We start from the raw sequence: 17,048 nt of genomic DNA on the forward strand, positions 1-17,048 counted from the left end.
CTTCTTACAGATCCAGATGCGAGCGGACGGCCGGCAGGCCCTCTTCCCCGTCGAATGTGGTTACGCCTTCGAGCCAGGGTTCCAGTGTCTCCGGATTTTCCTGCAGCCATTCGCTGGCCGCGGTTTCCGGATCTTTGCCCTCATCGAGAATGGCGCCCATGATCTCGTTTTCCATTTCAAGCGAGAAAACGAGGTTTTCAAGGAACTGCCCGAGATTAGGGCATTCCTCTGTAAGGCCAGACCAGACATTGGTGTGCACGGTCGCGCCGCCGAAGTTCGGTCCGAAAACGTCATCGCCGCCGGCAAGATATTCCATGTCGAAATTGGCGTTCATGGGATGCGGCTCCCAGCCGAGAAAGACGACGTGATCTTCGCCTTGTACGGCGCGGCGCACCTGCGAGAGCATGCCAGCTTCGGAGCTTTCGACCAGGTCGAAGTCACCCAGGCCATACATGTCGTTTTCGATCATGTCGAGGATGAGCCGATTGCCGTCGTTGCCTGGTTCGATGCCGTAGATCTGCCCGTCCAGCTCTTCCTCAAAGTCTGCGATATCCTGAAAGCTCTGAAGACCGGCGTCATAGGTATATTGCGGTACGGCAAGGGTGTACTTCGCGCCTTCCAGATTGGTGACGACAGTCTCCACCGTGCCTTTCTCGCGATAGGGCGCGATATCGGCTTCCATCGTCGGCATCCAGTTGCCGAGGAAGACGTCGACATCCTTGCTTTCAAGCGAGGCGTAGGTCACCGGCACGGAAAGCAGTTGCGTCTCGGGCTCATAGCCCAGCCCTTCCAGTACCACTGAAGCGACCGCCGTTGTCGTGGTTATGTCGGTCCAGCCCACATCGGAAAAGGTGATGTCGCGGCAGGATTCAGGATCGGCGGCGACGGCGGTTCCGGCGGTGAGGCCAGCGGCAATGCCAACGCCGGCACTCAAACGTCTGATAATGGACATGACGTTTCCCCTTGAGATTGTTTGTAATCTTTTCTCGAAGCTGTCGTTTAACCGGCCCCGAAGTAATAATCAAACGCAAGCACCATTTCAGGTTTGTCGCAAGTGCAAAGGACGCGTTCCGGCCGCGCTCGCGTGGAGTGTCGTTTTTTTTGCATCGCGCGCCTTTTTCGGGACTGCGAGATCGTGCTTGCGCCCTTATCGCCGAACATTGTTATCTATACCGGTTATCCGAGAGTTTGGAGGAGATGTTTATGGCCGAGGTGAAATCCGATATCGAGATCGCGCGCGCTGCCCGGAAACAGCCCATTCAGGAGGTCGGCGGCAGGCTCGGTATTCCGTCGGAACACCTTCTCCCCTTCGGCCACGACAAGGCGAAGGTCTCGGCAGAGTTCATCGAGTCCGTACGCGGTAACGAGGACGGCAAGCTGATCCTCGTCACAGCCATCAATCCGACCCCAGCCGGAGAGGGCAAAACGACAACCACGGTCGGACTGGGAGATGGCCTGAACCGGATCGGGAAAAAGGCCGCCGTATGCATCCGTGAGGCCTCGCTCGGGCCCTGCTTCGGCATGAAGGGCGGCGCGGCCGGCGGCGGTTATGCGCAGGTCGTGCCCATGGAGGACATGAACCTGCACTTCACGGGCGATTTCCACGCCATCACCTCTGCGCACAATCTGCTGTCCGCTCTAATCGATAACCACATCTATTGGGGCAATGAATTGGAAATCGATGTTCGCCGCGTGACGTGGCGGAGGGTGATGGACATGAATGACCGGGCGCTACGTCAGATCGTGACGTCCCTCGGCGGCGTGCCCAACGGATTTCCGCGGGAGGCGGGCTTCGACATCACTGTCGCCTCGGAGGTGATGGCGATCCTCTGTCTGGCCACCGACCTGCGCGACCTCGAGCGCCGGCTGGGCGGCATCATCGTTGGCTATCGCCGTGACAAGGCGCCCGTCTATGCGCGCGACTTCAAGGCGGACGGCGCCATGGCAGTGCTCCTGAAGGATGCGCTTCAGCCAAATCTCGTGCAGACACTGGAGAACAATCCGGCCTTCGTCCATGGCGGGCCGTTCGCCAACATAGCCCATGGCTGCAACTCGGTCATGGCCACGACGACGGCACTCAAGCTGGCGGACTATGTGGTGACGGAGGCCGGCTTCGGTGCCGATCTCGGAGCGGAAAAATTCTTCGACATCAAGTGCCGCAAGGCGGGTCTGAAACCGTCCGCGGCCGTCATCGTTGCAACCGTGCGCGCGCTGAAGATGAACGGTGGGGTAAAGAAGGATGACCTCGGCATCGAAGATGTCGAGGCCGTGAAGAAGGGCTGCGCCAATCTCGGCCGTCACATCGAGAATGTGAAACAGTTCGGCGTACCAGCCATCGTCGCCATCAACCATTTCCACACGGATACGCCTGCCGAGATCGAGGCTGTGAAGGCCTACGTGGCGGCGGAGGGCGAGGAGGCCGTGCTTTGCCGTCACTGGGCGGAGGGCTCCGCAGGCGCCGAGGAGCTGGCGCAAAAGGTGGTGGCGCTGGCGGAGGGCGCGGTCTCGCAATTCGCGCCGCTCTACCACGATGATATGCCGCTCTTCGATAAGATCGACACCATCGTCAAGCGCATCTACCGCGGCTCCGGCGCCATCGCCGATAAGACCGTGCGTGCGCAGCTAAAGCAGTGGGAAGACCAAGGCTACGGCAAGCTGCCGGTCTGTATGGCCAAGACGCAGTATTCTTTCTCAACCGATCCGAACCTGCGCGGCGCACCGGTCGATCACGCCGTTCCGGTCCGAGAGGTCCGGCTTTCGGCGGGCGCAGGCTTCGTCGTCGCCATCTGCGGGGAAATCATGACCATGCCCGGTTTGCCCAAGGTGCCGTCAGCGGAGAAGATCGTGCTCAACGAGCAGGGCTATATCGAAGGGCTGTTCTGACAAAGGCGGGCGATACCGCCGGCGATTCCTTCCCGATATGTTCGAACGATTTCCAGGTGGTGTTGCAGTTTGGATTTGGCCTACGATTCACGTAGGTCATTAGGCGCTCTTCCTGCCATGCCGGAAAGCGGCCATACAATGGCGCTAACACAAGGAGACGCTAAATGACTGACTTGGTTCTCACCACCTTCGATTGGGTTCCCGAGACTCCGCGGGGCTATGTGCGTGACATACGTGTGCGTTGGGCATTGGAAGAGGCCGGGTTGCCCTATCGGGTCGAGAGCGTGCCGTTTGGCGCTCGGAATGCCGAGCATTTCTCGCACCAGCCCTTCGGCCAAGTGCCATGGTTGACCGATGGAGACATCTCGATCTTCGAGAGCGGCGCCATCATGCTTCATCTGGGCGAGCGCAGTAACGCGCTTATGCCTACCGATCCGCGTGGTCGCTGCGAGGTTCTGGAATGGCTGTTCGCCGCGCTTAATTCAGTCGAGATGGCGAGCCTGCCCTGGTCCATATTCATGTTCTCCGGTGACACCGTCGAAACGCCGGGCCGAAAGGCCCTGGACAAGTTCCTCGAAACCCGGCTCCAGCACATGGAGCCGGTCTTGGCAGGACGCGAGTGGCTGGCCGGGTCCTTCTCCGTCGCCGACATTCTCATGGCGGATGTGCTGCGCCTTATCGATCGGTTCGACGGGCTGGCGGGACATCCCGCCTGTCGTGACTATATCCAGCGCGCCACCGCCCGGCCGTCTTTCGTGAAGGCACACGCGGACCAGATGGCGCATTTTGCTGCGGCAGACTGAGCAACACCAGTGTCCGCTTTCGCCAGCGTACGGTTCAAAGCCGACCGTGGTGGTAGCACGCAAAGCCGAAATTCGAACCGAGATAATACCAAGAGCTTGGCACGAGTTGTTCAGGCGTGCTCGGCCGGTTGGTGAACCTCTGTGACGGTCAGCCGGTGCGTTTTGCCATTGCGCGCCATCCAGTCGATCGACTGGCCTGGCGAAAGGCCGATCAGCGCGGTGCCGAAAGGCGTGGTGATGGAGATCTTGCCGGCGGCGATATCCGCATCGCCGGGAAAAACCAGCGTTGCCGTCTGGGGTTCGCCGTCGTCGGCGGTATAAGTGATCGTCGAGCCCATACGCACGACGTTCTCCGGAAGCTTGGAGTCCTCGACAATACGAGCCCGTTCCAATTCGGTGATCAGGACGTCGGCGAGCGCCGGCTCGCGATCCTCGATCACGTCGGCAAGTCCAAGGAGACGGTCATGATCGCTCCTGGAGATAACGATCTTCGGCTTCCGCGCTGTCTTATTCGGCATTTGTCCCGTCCATATGTTCCGAAACACCGTTCTGGATTGAATATGAAATTTGCGCCTGGGTAACTTTCCGCGGCTGACACCGCGGCATCTTCGCCCCCGTGGTCCGGAGGCGCATAGCACCGAACCCCGGGGCTAGTGTCCCTTGAAGGGACACTTCCGAAGAGAACAGGAGGGGATGCGCGAAAGCTTGTTCATGATGGAAAGGTGGGGCGGATGCCCGGTGCTGTCAAGAACGATAAACCAGCGGCAACCGCGGCCTACTACTGAATACGCCTTAATAGGTAGGTGTTTCGAACGCCCTACACGCCTCGCGACCAGGGTTCAGCCCGTTTGCGGCGCATGCGTCCAAAACGAAAACCTTCGGGCATGGCCGAGCGAACCATCATCATCTCGCCGATGGTTTCGTGCGTCAGGAGCCCGACCAGGCGGTCGCCGCTGTCCACGACTGCTACGGCCGGCGCGCTGTTCTCCTGCATCAGGCGGAACCCTTCCGTCAGGCTTTGCCGGCGATGAACCTTGGGCACATCGGTGCGCATTACTTGTACAACGGGAGTGTCCGGGCCTGGGTCCTTCAGAGCCGCGATCATGTCGTTACGCGTCAGGAGTCCTTCCAGATGGCCGTTGCTAGCCACAATGGGAAACTCGCTTTGGGTGGTGGCGAGCAGCCGGTCGATGGCCTCGCCGATACTTGCCGAGCGGTCGAGCGCTGCATATTCGGTGATCATTACATCGCCGGTCAGGACACTGTTGGAGATGTCGCGTATTTGCGCGTTCTGCGCTTCCGCCGCTGCCGCCAGATAGACGAAAATTGCGATAAAGATGAGCAGCGGATTGTAAAGCAGACCGAGAAAGCCGAACAGGAAGGCCAGGCCCTGGCCGATATTGGCGGCGATCTGTGTCGCGCGCGCCCAGGTGAGCCGCGTGGCCAGCAGCGCGCGCAGCACGCGTCCGCCGTCCATCGGGAAGGCCGGGATCATATTAAACAGGACGAGAAAAACATTCACGCCGGCGAGCCGCACGAGGAAGTCGGCGCGCGGATTTTCCACCTGCAGCATCTGTTCAATGCCTGCCGTTCCGCCCAGTGCGATGAAGATGATTGCGGCAATGACGACATTCACCAGTGGTCCGGCCACCGCGATGAAGAATTCCTGGCCCGGCTCCTCGGGCATGCGTTCCAGCCGCGCCAACCCTCCAATCGGGAGCAGTGTGATATCCGGCGTACGAATGCCGTAGCGGCGTGCGGCGAGTGCATGGCCGAACTCATGCAGCACCACGCAGGCGAAAATGGCGAGAATGAAAGCTACGCCTTCCCAGGCTGCGGCAGCGCCGCCGATCTGGTAATGCATGAACCAGATCCATATCAGGAGCAGGAAAAAGGTAACGTGTACTCGCACAACCGTGCCCGCGAACTTACCGATGCTGAAAGACCATCTCATTGCAGGCGTGCTCCCATTGATGGAAACCGAACAAAACCAATGTACTGCACATTTGTCACCACTGCGCGAATTTCAAGCACGCGGCACGGCACGGAGGCGAAATGGCCTTTACGATGAGTGATATAGAACGGATCACGAGCAATCTGCTTCGCGGTATAGCGCGCCGGCGCGAGGCGCTGGTGCCCGTTGTGGTCCTCGGGCTGCTTGCATTCGGCGCATATGTCTTTCTCGCTATTGCCGACGAGGTGGCGGAGGGGGAAATTCGCGAGTTTGACGAACTCCTGTTTCTGGCCTTGCGCGTTGCGGATAACCCTGAACAGCCGCTCGGGCCGCCTTGGCTCGAGGAGGCGGCGCTGGAGATCACGGCACTCGGCGGTTATGCGCTCATCATCCTTGCCGTTGCCGTGGTAACGGGCTTGCTGATCGTCACCCGGCGTTATGGCGCGGCGCTTTACACGATCCTTACCGTCAGTTCGGGCGTTCTGTTGTCTTATTTCTCAAAGCTGTATTTCGCGCGTCCGCGTCCCGATCTGGTCGAGCATCTTGATATAACCCACACAGCCAGCTTCCCGAGCGGCCACGCGGTCGCAATCACCGTTGCGTATTTCACGCTTGCAGCGCTCGTCATCCGCTTTTTCGATGATTTGCGCGTGCGCATCTACGTGGTCTGCGTCGCTGTGGCGATCTCCATGCTTGTCGGGTTGAGCCGCATCTATCTGGGGGTTCACTGGCCGAGTGATGTTGCTGCCGGCTGGGCGCTTGGCGTTGCGTGGGCAAGCCTGACATGGCTTTTGGGCTCGGCGCTGCGCTTCTGGCGGGGCAGCCACTAATGGCCTCACTGGTTCCACGTGATGCCAGTCTGGTCAACCTGACCAAAATGGTTGCGCTGCTCCGCTTCCGCGGCTATGGATGACGGCATGAACACGATCTCGAACGCAAAGCTTTGGTGGTGGGCCCGCTAGAAGAGCGGCCGGCACGAGCGTGTGCGTGTAACCTTTGTATGGCCGCAGGTGAGAACCGGGCGGCCATTTTCATGATCAGGCTTCCCGGCAACGCCTCAACGGGAGCAGGAAATGAGCGTGGAAGTCTTGGAAAACGCAGGGGAGCGCTTCGTCACCGCGGGCGGGATCGCAATGGTTCGCAGCCGGCGCGAGACGCCCTATGGCAATGCACTAAACGCCTATATCGACGCGCTGGATTCGCGCCGGGGCGCGGTCTTCTCCTCCAATTACGAATATCCCGGCCGCTACACGCGCTGGGACACGGCCATCATCGATCCGCCTCTCGTCATTTCCGCGCGTGGGCGCGCCATGAAGATCGAGGCACTCAACAAGCGCGGCGAGGTCATGCTGCCGGCCATCGTCGGCGTTGTTGAACCACTTTCGGAAGTAACGGTCACGGAGCGGAGCAAGCGCCTGCTCGCAGTCATGATCGCGGAGCCCACCAGCATCGCGACGGAAGAGGAGCGCTCCCGGGTTCCTTCCGTTTTCACCGTGTTGAGAGCGATAACCGACCTCTTTCACACCGAGGACGACAGCAATCTCGGCCTATACGGCGCTTTCGGCTACGATCTTGCCTTCCAGTTCGACCCGGTGAAGCTGCAACTCGAGCGACCCGAAAGCCAGCGCGATCTGGTGCTTTTTCTTCCGGATGAAATTCTCGTGGTGGACCACCACGCCGCGAAGGCATGGCACAACCGCTATGACTATTCCGGCGAGGGCTTTTCCACCGAAGGCATGGTTCGGGAAGGGCGCGAGGAGCCCTTCAAGCCGGCCGATCGGGTGCCCCCGCGTGCCGACCATGAGCCCGGCGAGTACGCCAAGCTGGTGGAAAAGGCGAAGGAGAGCTTCCGCCGCGGCGATCTTTTCGAGGTCGTGCCGGGACAAATGTTCTTCGAGCGCTGTCAAAACCGGCCCTCCGACATCTTCCGCCGCCTGAAGCAGATCAATCCCTCGCCCTATTCGTTCTTCATCAATCTGGGCAGCCAGGAATATCTTATCGGCGCATCGCCCGAGATGTTCGTGCGCGTGTCCGGCCGGCGGGTCGAGACCTGCCCGATCTCCGGCACGATCAAACGCGGAGAGGATGCGATTTCCGACTCCGAGCAGATCCTGAAGCTGCTCAATTCGAAGAAGGACGAGTCGGAGCTGACCATGTGCTCCGATGTGGACCGCAATGATAAGAGCCGGGTCTGCGAGCCGGGCTCGGTGCGTGTGATCGGGCGCAGGCAGATCGAGATGTATTCGCGTCTCATCCATACGGTGGATCACATCGAGGGCCGTTTGCGCGAAGGCATGGATGCCTATGACGCGTTCCTGTCTCATGCCTGGGCGGTCACTGTCACAGGTGCGCCGAAATTGTGGGCCATGCGTTTCATCGAGGAAAACGAAAAGAGCCCGCGGGCATGGTATGGCGGCGCGGTCGGCATGGTGCATTTCAACGGCGACATGAATACCGGGCTGACGCTGAGAACGATCCGCATCAAGGACGGCATCGGCGAAGTTAGGGCCGGGGCGACACTGCTCTTTGATTCCAATGGCGAGGAAGAAGAAGCGGAAACGGAGCTCAAGGCATCGGCGATGCTTGCGGCTATTCGCGATGCAGGGAAAACCAATATGGCGAACGAGGCGAGAGAGACGGCAAAGGTCGGTGAGGGCGTGAAGGTCCTGCTCGTCGACCATGAGGATTCCTTCGTCCACACGCTGGCCAATTATTTCCGCCAGACCGGGGCGGAGGTCGTCACGGTGCGCACGCCCGTGGCCGAAAGCGTGTTCGACAGCGTCAGTCCGGACCTGGTGGTGCTGTCGCCAGGGCCGGGCACGCCGGAAGATTTCGACTGCAAGGCGACCATCAAGAAGGCGCGGGCGCGGGACTTGCCGATCTTCGGCGTGTGCCTCGGTCTTCAGGCGCTTGTCGTCGCCTATGGCGGCGATCTGCGGCATCTGCACGAGCCGATGCACGGGAAACCCTCGCGCATCCGCGCTAGCGGCAACAGCCTGGTTTTCTCCGGCTTGCCGCACGAGGTCACGGTCGGGCGCTATCACTCCATCTTCGCCGATCCGGCGGTCTTGCCGAAGTGTTTCGTCGTGACCGGTGAGACGGAGGACGGCGTTGTCATGGCCGTGGAGCATGAAAGCGAACCGGTGGCGGCGGTGCAGTTTCACCCCGAATCCATCATGACGCTGGGGCAGAATGCCGGAATGCGCATGATCGAGAACGTCGTGGCACACTTGCCGCGCAAGGCGAAGGTTAAGGCGGCGTGAGACGCAGCCTGGGCGCCAGTTCTTCCTCCTTGAGGAGAGGGTGGACACCCGCCCTCGCGCGGCTGGAAGGGTGGGGTCGGGCTACGCCGGGCTCTGCCGAACGGACCCCCTCTGGCGTGGCGCGCCATCTCCCCCTCAAGGGGGGAGAAAACGCCTAGCTATGCCATACAGCTCCACGGTCCGCCGCCTCTCCTTCTGGTCCATCATCGTCGGCGCGGGAATTTTCGCGCTGAAGCTCGTTGCCTGGTGGCTGACCGGCTCGGTAGCGCTGTTTTCCGATGCCATGGAATCGATCGTCAACATCGTCGCCGCGGGGGTGGCCTGGTATGCGATCCGTGTTTCGCACGAGCCGGCGGACGAGAACCATCCATTCGGACATCACAAGGCGGAGTATCTGTCGGCCGTTCTTGAAGGCGCGTTGATCGTCGTTGCTGCGCTTCTCATTCTGCGCGAGGCGGCAGTCGCCTTTTACACGCCCCACCAATTGCGCGAACTGGGTGTTGGTCTGGCGATCAGCGGCCTTGCGGCGGTGGGCAATGGCGTGTGGGCTTTCATCCTGATGCGGGTGGGGCGTGCTGCTCGGTCACCGGCTCTGGTGGCGGATGGCCGGCATCTATGGACTGATGTGGTCACCTCGGCGGGGGTGATTATTGGGCTCCTGCTGGCGCTTGTCACCGGCTGGCTGTGGCTCGACCCGCTGATGGCGGTTGTCGTTGCCGTGAATATTCTATGGCATGGCTGGTACATGGTGAGTTCTTCGGTGCAAGGCCTTATGGACGTGGCGGTGGATCCGGAGGATCGCGCCGACATCGAGCGCATCGTGGCCGCCAACAGCGACGAAGCGCTCGAATTTCACGATCTCAAGACGCGTGAAGCCGGCCGTGTCCGTTTTATCGAGTTTCACTTGGTCGTGCCCTCCGACATGACGGTGGAGCGGGCGCACGAGATGTGCGACCGCATCGAGGATGCGCTAGAGCGGCAACTTTCAGGTATCCGCGTTACGATCCACGTCGAGCCTACACACAAGGCCAAGAACGGCAACGACAGGCGCTAGGGCCTGTAGCAGTTCACACCTACTCGCAGGCCCCGAAGGCGACGCCTCAGCTTTTCTCGCTCAACGGCACGTCGGGATATTTTTCGACGATTGATTTCACCTCTTCGGAGTAATCCTCCACCTCCTGGATCCGACGGATCTCGATCGTTTCGTTCGGAGAGCCCGGGCAGCGCTTGGCCCACTCGATCGCATCCTGCAGCGTCGGCACGTCAATAATCCAGTAGCCGCCGATCACCTCCTTCGCCTCGATAAAGGGCCCGTCGATGACGACCGGCTCGCCGCTCGCGAAGGATACGCGGGCGCCGGAGGAGGGCGGATGCAGCCCATCAAGCGAGACCAGAACGCCAGCCTGCTGTAGCTCCTCGTTGTATTTCATCATCGCGTCCACCGCGTCGGCCGGCAGATCCAGTTCGGGTCCGGCGCTTTCATAACCGGCGGGGATCATCAGCATCATATAGCGCATGGTCTTTCTCCTATGCTTGCGTGTTGGTGTAGAGTGCACCGCCGGCCCATGCGCAGGGCAGGGCAGTTAGGATCAGGGCAATCGGGTACCAGTGGTCGGCCAGATGCACATGGCCGCGGCCCCGGCGATGCTTAGCGCCAGCCCGATGAACCCGAGCACCATGGCGTGCAGCATTGGCCGGACGGGTGCGAACCGTGCGGCGATATAGCTGCCGAGCACCGCGTAAACGATGCGATAGATCAGAGCCAAAAAATATTGGCCGGTGCTCATCGGCTCGCTCCAGGGCGGATAGACTTCCAGGCTATGCAACACCTGATCCGTACCCAGCGACAAGACGAAAACGACCAGCAAACCTAAAAGAACGGCACCGACGCTGCGTAACGGCTGCGGGGCCCATTCACCTGTATTCTCCCTCTGCAGGCTCATTGCCATACTCCCTTCATCGTTCTATATGACCAAGGACGAAGAAAAAGGGCGCTGTCCGACAGCGCCCTTATGGTTCTTATCTGATATTCTACTGATATATCACAAATAGCCCGTTTCTTTCGGGGCGCGGTCCCAGGCATCGTTGCGGCCGTCCTCGAAGGTAACCGGCGCGGACGCCAGCTCTTCCGGTGCTGCATCGTCAAGACAGGCGACATTGATGGCATAGAACGTGCCGCCAAGCTCTTCCAAATGCCCCCGTCCGAATGGCTTGACGCCGCAGGTGCGGCAGAAGAGGTGCGCAATGCTGCCGCTACCGAAGCGGTACTCATTAAGTGAATCTTCTCCGGCGAGCAGCTGGAACTCCTTGGCGGGAACCACGCTCTTCCAAAACCGGGCCTTGGCGCAGACGGAGCAGTTGCAACGGCTGGTTCCCTCGCTGAGATCCAGATCGGCCGAGAAACGCACCGCCCCACAATGGCAGCTTCCGTGATAGGTCTTTTCCATGAGGTTTACCTTCTCAGCACTGGAACTCAGGCGATGGACCTGTAGATTTGATTCCAGAAGTCGACGTAAGTCACTGGTGGCTCTGGCGAATCCATTAGTCGTTGTGTGAACAGCATGGCCACCAGACCGTTTTCCGGATCCGTGAAAGCCGTGGTGCCGTATCCGCCATTCCAACCGAAAGCGCCGGGCTTGAGGCCCATCTTCGTCTCGCCGAGTATGACAGACATTCCCAGCCCCCAGCCCGCGCCGCCTTCCTCCATGAACATGGCGGCATCGGACGTGCTCATCTGCTCGGGCGTGAGTTGGTTGCGCGTCATCTCAGCCACCGTTCCGGCCTGAAGAATGCGCGTGCCGTCGAGTTCGCCCTTATTGTGCATCATGCGGGAAAAGGCGGCATAATCGTCCACAGTGGTCACCAGCCCACCCGCACCGGAGTCCATTGGCGGTGGGGCCGTGAAGTCGATCCCGAGGTCGGCGTCGTAGACGATGATCGAGCCGTCACCGGCGGCGAAATCCATTCCGTACTGTGTCGGCAGGCGGTCGCGTTTTTCCGGCGGCACGAAGAAGGCGGTGTCCTTCATTCCGAGCGGCTCAAACAGCCATTCCTGCATGACCTCGCCAAGCCGCTTTCCGGTGGCCCTTTCGATCAGGATGCCGGCCACGTCGAGGCCGTTATTGTAGAGGAAGCGTTCGCCGGGCTGATAGGCAAGGGAGAGGTCGCTCAGCCGTTGCATGTATTCGTCGGACGTCATCTTGGGCAGCACCCAACTCGGCGCGATGCCCGCCTCGCGCATGGCTGACTGGATCGGATATTGTTCGGGGAAAACCATGATGGCGCCGAGGCCGAAGGTCTGGGTCAGAAGATGACGCAGGGTGACCGGGCGTTCGGCTGGCACGGTGTCGTTGATATCCGATTCCACACTCTTAAGCACGCGGGGCTGGGCGAGCTCCGGGAGGAACTCGCCGACCGGATCATCGAGGCCGATCGTGCCGTTTTCCACCAGCGTCATGGCAATTGCGGCGGTCACTGGCTTGGTTATGGAGGCGACGCGGAAAATCGTGTCGCGTGCCATTGGTTTGCCCGCGCCGTTCATTTCAAAGGTGCCGGCGGTGCCGATTTGGGTTTCGCCGTCATGGTGGATGAGCCAGGTCGCGCCGGGGATATAGCCATCGCCTACGTGGCGGTCCATCTTCTCTTGCAGGGCTTTAAGAACCTCCGCCTTTGCAGCTTTGCCGGCCATAGTCTCTCCTTTTGCCGTCCCGCCACCGGCGGCGCGGGCGAGGCCCGCGACACCAAGCGCTATGGACGCGGTGGCGCCCTTCAGTAGTGAGCGCCGGCCGATGGTGTGATGCGAATCCATGGTGGTCCTCGTTAGTTATCAAAGAATGGGACGCTGGCGCGGGCGCTTTCGACACGCTCCGCGCTCAATGCATCGCGCGCCCGCGTCATCTCCTTTTCCTTGGCTAGGAGTGCTTTGCGGGCTTCCAGCCATTCTTCACGAGGGACGATTTCCGGTAGGCTCATTTTCTCCTCCTCGGCTCTGGCTGCAGCTACTGGGCGGCGTATTCATCATGCAGGCGCCACCATTGATACGGCGCCGATTGCGGCCAGCCCGGTGGCGAATCTTCCCAGCTTTCCTGTCGCCCAAGGGGTGTGAGGTCGAGGAAGGTCCAGGTGCTGCCCAGCGCCTCTACGCCGCGACCGGTGGTGAAATACGTTCGATAGATATCCTGACCGTCGCGCAGGAAGACATTCAGCCCAAAGCCACCCGTCACGCCGAAATCGGGGTTGAAATCGTCCTTGGTCTCGTACCAGGGCAGCGTCCACCCCATCCGCTTCTTAAACGCCTCGATTTCGGCCAGTGGAGCGCGTGAGACAAGCGCGAGCGTCGTATCGCGAGCGTTCAGATGGGCCAGGTGGCCTATGTTGTCGGTGAACATCGAGCAGCCGGAGCAGGGGCTTTCGTCGTTGGGCTTCAACATGTGGTGATAGACGATCAATTGTCGCCGGCCTTCGAAAAGGCCGAGAAGCGTGGCCTCGCCCGCCGGGCCGTTGAATGCGTAGTCCTTCTCGATCTTCACCATGGGCAGCTTGCGGCGCTCGGCGGCAAGCGCGTCGAGCGCCCGCGTCATGGCCTTTTCCTTTTCCAGAATAGCGTCGCGCGCGTCCGCCCACTCTTCTTGCGATACCACCTTCGGCAGGTTCATTTCCGCTTCCTTCTCGGTTTTTTGGTCCGCCGTGCCGTACTCAGGATGGCTGAAAGACGCCGTCGGCATACGCCGCGCCGAAATAGACATTGACGGCGCGAATGCGGCTGCCTTCGAAGTCGAAAGTCTCGACATTGCAAAATTCCTTTCCCTCGCGGGTCCGGCACAGATACAAGACGAAGACACGGTCCCCCGATCCGACAACCTCTTCCAGAAAATGTTGCTCGATGCGTTCGCTGTTGGGCCAGCAGCGCTCGAAATAAGTCTGCTTGTCGATGGCGTCGTCATACGGGCTGGTGAAGGTGAAATCGTCTGCGAGCAGCGGTTCGATCATGGCGCGATCCTTGACGCGATAGGCTTCGAAGAGCTGCCGGACGGCGTTTTCCTTCTCGTTCGTCATCTTGATCTCCTCAGCGGCCTTCATGCCTGTTCTCAGGTGCGTAGTGGAGGATGACCACTCCGGACTTCAGTGTTCTCGTCTCAAGGTGCTTTAGAGGCAGTCTGTTTGTGCTGCCCTTGAAGAGTGGCGAACCGCTCCCGAGAATGATGGGATTGATGCCGAGGTGGTATTCGTCGATCAGGTCGTGCTCAATCAGGGTTGCCGTGAGGTCGGCGCTGCCGAACACGAAGATGTCTCCGCCGTCCCTGGCCTTCAGCTTGGCGACTTCCTCCGCGACGTTGCCGTTGAAGAGCTTCGTGTTGTTCCAGTCGGCGCTTTTCAGCGTGCGCGAGAAGACGACCTTCTCGATATTGTTCATGAACTCCGCGATCCAGCCTTCCTCGGACGGCCAAATACCGGCCATAAATTCGTAGGTTACGCGGCCAAAAACGAGCGTATCGGCGTTTTCCTGGGTCTCACGGATGTACTCTTCGAGTTCTTCCTCGAAAACGAACCAGCCGATGTCCCTGTCCGGCCCCTCGAAGAAGCCGTCGACGGTCACCATGTCCCATGCGATCAATTTTCTCATGGTATTCTTCCTCCTTTGTCCAGTGTGTGTTGAGATTGGTCGCTCGCGTGGTCGCTGGTGTGCTCTACGATAGCGCCGATAATCGTATCCCAGTCGCTCTTATGCAGTTCGTGTCCGCCGCCTTCCAGGCGGACAAGCCTCGCGCCGGCGACGGCCTGCGCGAGTGTGGTGCCATGCTCCGGCGGAAAAACCGGATCGGCGGTGCCGTGAATGACGAGAAGCGGTACTTTCGACTGGCGCAGCTTGCCCTGCCACGCCTCGCCGACATTGATGAGGACGCTATGATTGGTGGCGCTGAGATAGCCGCCTGAGCGGTCGAAATCCCGTTCAATAAAAGCCTTGGTCTCGGCTTCGTCGAATGGATGTGCCGTGCTCGCGACCAGGCGCGCTTCCTCGACCATGTAAGCAATCACCTCTGCCCGGTCCGACCAGTCCACATCCATCTGCATGTGTTCCATCCAAGCCTCGCCACTCGCAGGGCAGTGGGACGTATCCACTCCTATCGGCGAAGTGCTGATTGTCGTCAGGGACAGCACGCGTTCCCGCCGCTTGAGCGCAGCGCCCTGACCGGCCATGCCGCCGAGGGAGAAGCCGACGATATGGGCGGCGGAAATCCCGTAGCCATCGAGCACGCGGAACACGTCATCAACCGAATCGTCGAAGCTATAGCCCGGTTGGCCGGGCGGATATTTCGTCGACAGACCGGTGTCGCGCTGGTCATAGCGGATGACGAAGCGGCCGCGTTCCGCAAGCCTCGTACAGAACTCCTCGGGCCACCAGAGCATGGAGGCCATCCCGCCCATAATCAGAAGCACCGGCGGCTTCGCCGGATCCCCGAATGCCTCGGCGGCAAGCTCGACACCGTCGCTGCGGACCATGCATTCGTTCAACTGCGTGTCGCGTGATTGCGTCATCTCTTCCTCCTTGCATTACAGTTGAGGAGAAGAAGGCTCAGAAATGCCCTCACGCCGTTCCGCCTCCCGCACGGAGGGACGCGTCTCAATGCGGGCCACATAGTCGCGAAAGCACTCGGCAAGCGGGAAGCCAAGTTCTCCAGCACCGCGCGCCAGCATGAAGAGATACGGATCTGCTACGCTGAAGCTGTCGCCAAACAAGTATTTCGTGCGTTCCAACCGGCCGGCCAGAAGGCCGAAGCGCTGAAGGATTTCGTCCCGAAGCACCGGCTTGGAATCCTCGGATACCGAGAAATAGATCGGGAAGCGCTTGTGAATTTCGCTGGCGAGGAAGCTCAGCATCTCAATCAGCCTGTAGCGGCCAAGTTCGCCGCGCGGTGCCAGGTCCGGAGCATGATCCGCGACCCAGGCAAGAATGGCGGCGTTCTCCGTCAAGAGTTCGCCATCGTCGAACATCAGGGCCGGGACGTAGCCTTTGGGATTGATATCCGTATAGCTCCCGCCGCCCTCGATCTGCTTGGTCCAGATATCCACCTTGACGAGGTCGAACTGAAGTTCGGCCTCAAGCATCGCGATATGGTCGGCGATACTGCTGAATCCGGGTGCATAGAAGAGTTTCATTGAACCAAATCCTTATCGAGGTCCTGCCATCACCACGCCGTTGTGGCATCGTCACGCCATTGCGGCGTCTTCTTGACTTCATTCTCGTCTGATTGCATTTTGCAACTGGTTGCAAGATATCAAACTGATCCTATTTAGCAACCGGTAATTGGAGAACGTGACTTGGTCGCTGAAAGGGAAGAAATCGCCCACCGTTCGGGCTGCCCCATCAACCTCACCGTGGAGGTGCTGGGAGACAAATGGTCCTTCATCGTCGTGCGCGACATGATGTTCGGCAATCGCCGGCATTTTCGCACGTTATTGACGCAGTCGGAGGAGGGGATTGCCAGCAATATCCTGTCGGACCGGCTGCGGCGGCTGACGGCGGCGGGCATCATTTCCAAAAAGGACGATCCAAGCCACAAGCAGAAGGCCATCTACAGCCTGACAGAGCAGGGGATCGAGCTTCTGCCGGTCTTCGCCATGATCGGCGCCTGGGGACGCAAATGGCTGCCGGTCACCGAGGAACTCTCGATCCGCGCACAGCTTCTGGAGGAGGGCGGACCGCAGCTCTGGGAAAAATTCATGAATGAGTTGCGCTACGAGCATCTCGGAGACGAGAATTGTCGTCCGGAGCCCGGCACCAGTGTCGGTAAGCAGTTGGCGGAAGCCTACAAGGCAGTGGTGGCCCGGAAAGGAGCGAAAAAGTGAACACCATTCGGGGGTTTAAAGGCGATCGTTCGCTTGTTGACTCACGGCTGCTGAAGATGCGTGGCGAAACCAGTGCCGCGCGAAGTACTTGCACCAAAACTGTCCGTCCGTTATCAAGGCACCATGACTCGGAAAGCGCACATTTTATTTGATGCTGTCGGCGCGGTTGCCGCGGTTTCGCGCGCGCTTTCCCTTGAGCTGCTCCTTCTCGGCCTTAGTGGCGGTCGCCGGGTCCATTGAAGGGGCGCCCGGCGGTCGATGCCGCCGGATGCGCTGGCCCGCTCCTTCCCGCTACAA

General features: G+C 60.2%; 19 protein-coding genes. 6 read left to right on the forward strand and 13 right to left on the reverse strand.

Going from position 1 to position 17,048, the window contains the following annotated elements; translation table 11 throughout:
* Positions 1-4: 4 nt before the first annotated feature.
* On the reverse strand, positions 5-952 hold the full coding sequence (locus tag LY631_RS15565; RefSeq protein WP_274426507.1) for a choline ABC transporter substrate-binding protein: 948 nt from the start codon (positions 950-952) through the stop codon (positions 5-7).
* 251 nt (positions 953-1,203) lie between these two features.
* On the opposite strand from LY631_RS15565, the gene LY631_RS15570 reads away from it, so the two are divergent.
* Both LY631_RS15570 and LY631_RS15575 read left to right on the forward strand, forming a co-directional pair.
* Entirely contained in the window at positions 1,204-2,883 is a 1,680-nt protein-coding gene (locus LY631_RS15570) for a formate--tetrahydrofolate ligase (protein ID WP_274426508.1), read from the forward strand.
* A 164-nt stretch (positions 2,884-3,047) separates the two neighbouring features.
* Positions 3,048-3,686, forward strand: coding sequence for a glutathione S-transferase family protein (locus tag LY631_RS15575; protein WP_274426509.1), 639 nt, complete (start codon positions 3,048-3,050; stop codon positions 3,684-3,686).
* A 110-nt stretch (positions 3,687-3,796) separates the two neighbouring features.
* On the opposite strand, the gene rnk is transcribed toward LY631_RS15575, so the two are convergent.
* Positions 3,797-4,204 (reverse strand): nucleoside diphosphate kinase regulator, encoded by a 408-nt coding sequence (rnk, locus tag LY631_RS15580; RefSeq protein ID WP_274426510.1) that lies wholly within the window; start codon positions 4,202-4,204, stop codon positions 3,797-3,799.
* 299 nt (positions 4,205-4,503) lie between these two features.
* Positions 4,504-5,640, reverse strand: a complete 1,137-nt coding sequence (locus LY631_RS15585; protein WP_274426511.1) for a site-2 protease family protein — start codon at positions 5,638-5,640, stop codon at positions 4,504-4,506.
* Positions 5,641-5,753: 113 nt separating this feature from the next.
* Here LY631_RS15585 and LY631_RS15590 point away from each other — a divergent pair, with 113 nt between their 5' ends.
* From LY631_RS15590 to LY631_RS15600, 3 genes are all read left to right on the forward strand, one after another.
* A complete protein-coding gene (locus tag LY631_RS15590; RefSeq protein ID WP_274426512.1) occupies positions 5,754-6,470 on the forward strand; it encodes a phosphatase PAP2 family protein in 717 nt (238 codons plus the stop codon).
* 243 nt (positions 6,471-6,713) lie between these two features.
* On the forward strand, positions 6,714-8,903 hold the full coding sequence (locus tag LY631_RS15595; RefSeq protein WP_274426513.1) for an anthranilate synthase: 2,190 nt from the start codon (positions 6,714-6,716) through the stop codon (positions 8,901-8,903).
* 160 nt (positions 8,904-9,063) lie between these two features.
* Complete coding sequence (locus LY631_RS15600; RefSeq protein ID WP_274426514.1) at positions 9,064-9,957, forward strand: cation diffusion facilitator family transporter; 894 nt, start codon at positions 9,064-9,066, stop codon at positions 9,955-9,957.
* A gap of 46 nt (positions 9,958-10,003) precedes the next feature.
* Here the strand turns inward: LY631_RS15600 and LY631_RS15605 are convergent, their stop codons facing one another.
* The 10 genes from LY631_RS15605 to LY631_RS15650 form a co-directional block, all read right to left on the reverse strand.
* Positions 10,004-10,420, reverse strand: coding sequence for a YciI family protein (locus LY631_RS15605; protein ID WP_274426515.1), 417 nt, complete (start codon positions 10,418-10,420; stop codon positions 10,004-10,006).
* A gap of 72 nt (positions 10,421-10,492) precedes the next feature.
* A complete protein-coding gene (locus tag LY631_RS15610) occupies positions 10,493-10,846 on the reverse strand; it encodes a hypothetical protein (RefSeq protein WP_274426516.1) in 354 nt (117 codons plus the stop codon).
* A 99-nt stretch (positions 10,847-10,945) separates the two neighbouring features.
* A complete protein-coding gene (locus tag LY631_RS15615; protein ID WP_274426517.1) occupies positions 10,946-11,350 on the reverse strand; it encodes a GFA family protein in 405 nt (134 codons plus the stop codon).
* Positions 11,351-11,376: 26 nt separating this feature from the next.
* On the reverse strand, positions 11,377-12,711 hold the full coding sequence (locus LY631_RS15620; RefSeq protein ID WP_274426518.1) for a serine hydrolase domain-containing protein: 1,335 nt from the start codon (positions 12,709-12,711) through the stop codon (positions 11,377-11,379).
* An 11-nt stretch (positions 12,712-12,722) separates the two neighbouring features.
* A complete protein-coding gene (locus tag LY631_RS15625) occupies positions 12,723-12,875 on the reverse strand; it encodes a DUF899 family protein (protein ID WP_445082898.1) in 153 nt (50 codons plus the stop codon).
* A gap of 26 nt (positions 12,876-12,901) precedes the next feature.
* Complete coding sequence (locus LY631_RS15630; protein WP_274426519.1) at positions 12,902-13,558, reverse strand: DUF899 domain-containing protein; 657 nt, start codon at positions 13,556-13,558, stop codon at positions 12,902-12,904.
* A gap of 40 nt (positions 13,559-13,598) precedes the next feature.
* Positions 13,599-13,958, reverse strand: coding sequence for a nuclear transport factor 2 family protein (locus LY631_RS15635; RefSeq protein WP_274426520.1), 360 nt, complete (start codon positions 13,956-13,958; stop codon positions 13,599-13,601).
* A 10-nt stretch (positions 13,959-13,968) separates the two neighbouring features.
* Positions 13,969-14,526 (reverse strand): dihydrofolate reductase family protein, encoded by a 558-nt coding sequence (locus LY631_RS15640; RefSeq protein WP_274426521.1) that lies wholly within the window; start codon positions 14,524-14,526, stop codon positions 13,969-13,971.
* Positions 14,523-15,440 carry an alpha/beta fold hydrolase gene (locus tag LY631_RS15645; RefSeq protein ID WP_445082899.1) on the reverse strand — a complete coding sequence of 306 codons (918 nt, stop codon included), beginning with the start codon at positions 15,438-15,440 and terminating at the stop codon, positions 14,523-14,525. The genes LY631_RS15640 and LY631_RS15645 overlap by 4 nt, the downstream gene beginning before the upstream one ends.
* A gap of 15 nt (positions 15,441-15,455) precedes the next feature.
* Positions 15,456-16,061 carry a glutathione S-transferase N-terminal domain-containing protein gene (locus LY631_RS15650; RefSeq protein WP_274426522.1) on the reverse strand — a complete coding sequence of 202 codons (606 nt, stop codon included), beginning with the start codon at positions 16,059-16,061 and terminating at the stop codon, positions 15,456-15,458.
* 162 nt (positions 16,062-16,223) lie between these two features.
* Here LY631_RS15650 and LY631_RS15655 point away from each other — a divergent pair, with 162 nt between their 5' ends.
* On the forward strand, positions 16,224-16,751 hold the full coding sequence (locus LY631_RS15655) for a winged helix-turn-helix transcriptional regulator (protein ID WP_274426523.1): 528 nt from the start codon (positions 16,224-16,226) through the stop codon (positions 16,749-16,751).
* Positions 16,752-17,048: the final 297 nt, after the last annotated feature.

It is taken from the genome of Chelativorans sp. YIM 93263 (assembly GCF_028767125.1).
In the GTDB taxonomy this organism is placed as follows: Bacteria; Pseudomonadota; Alphaproteobacteria; order Rhizobiales; family Rhizobiaceae; genus Chelativorans.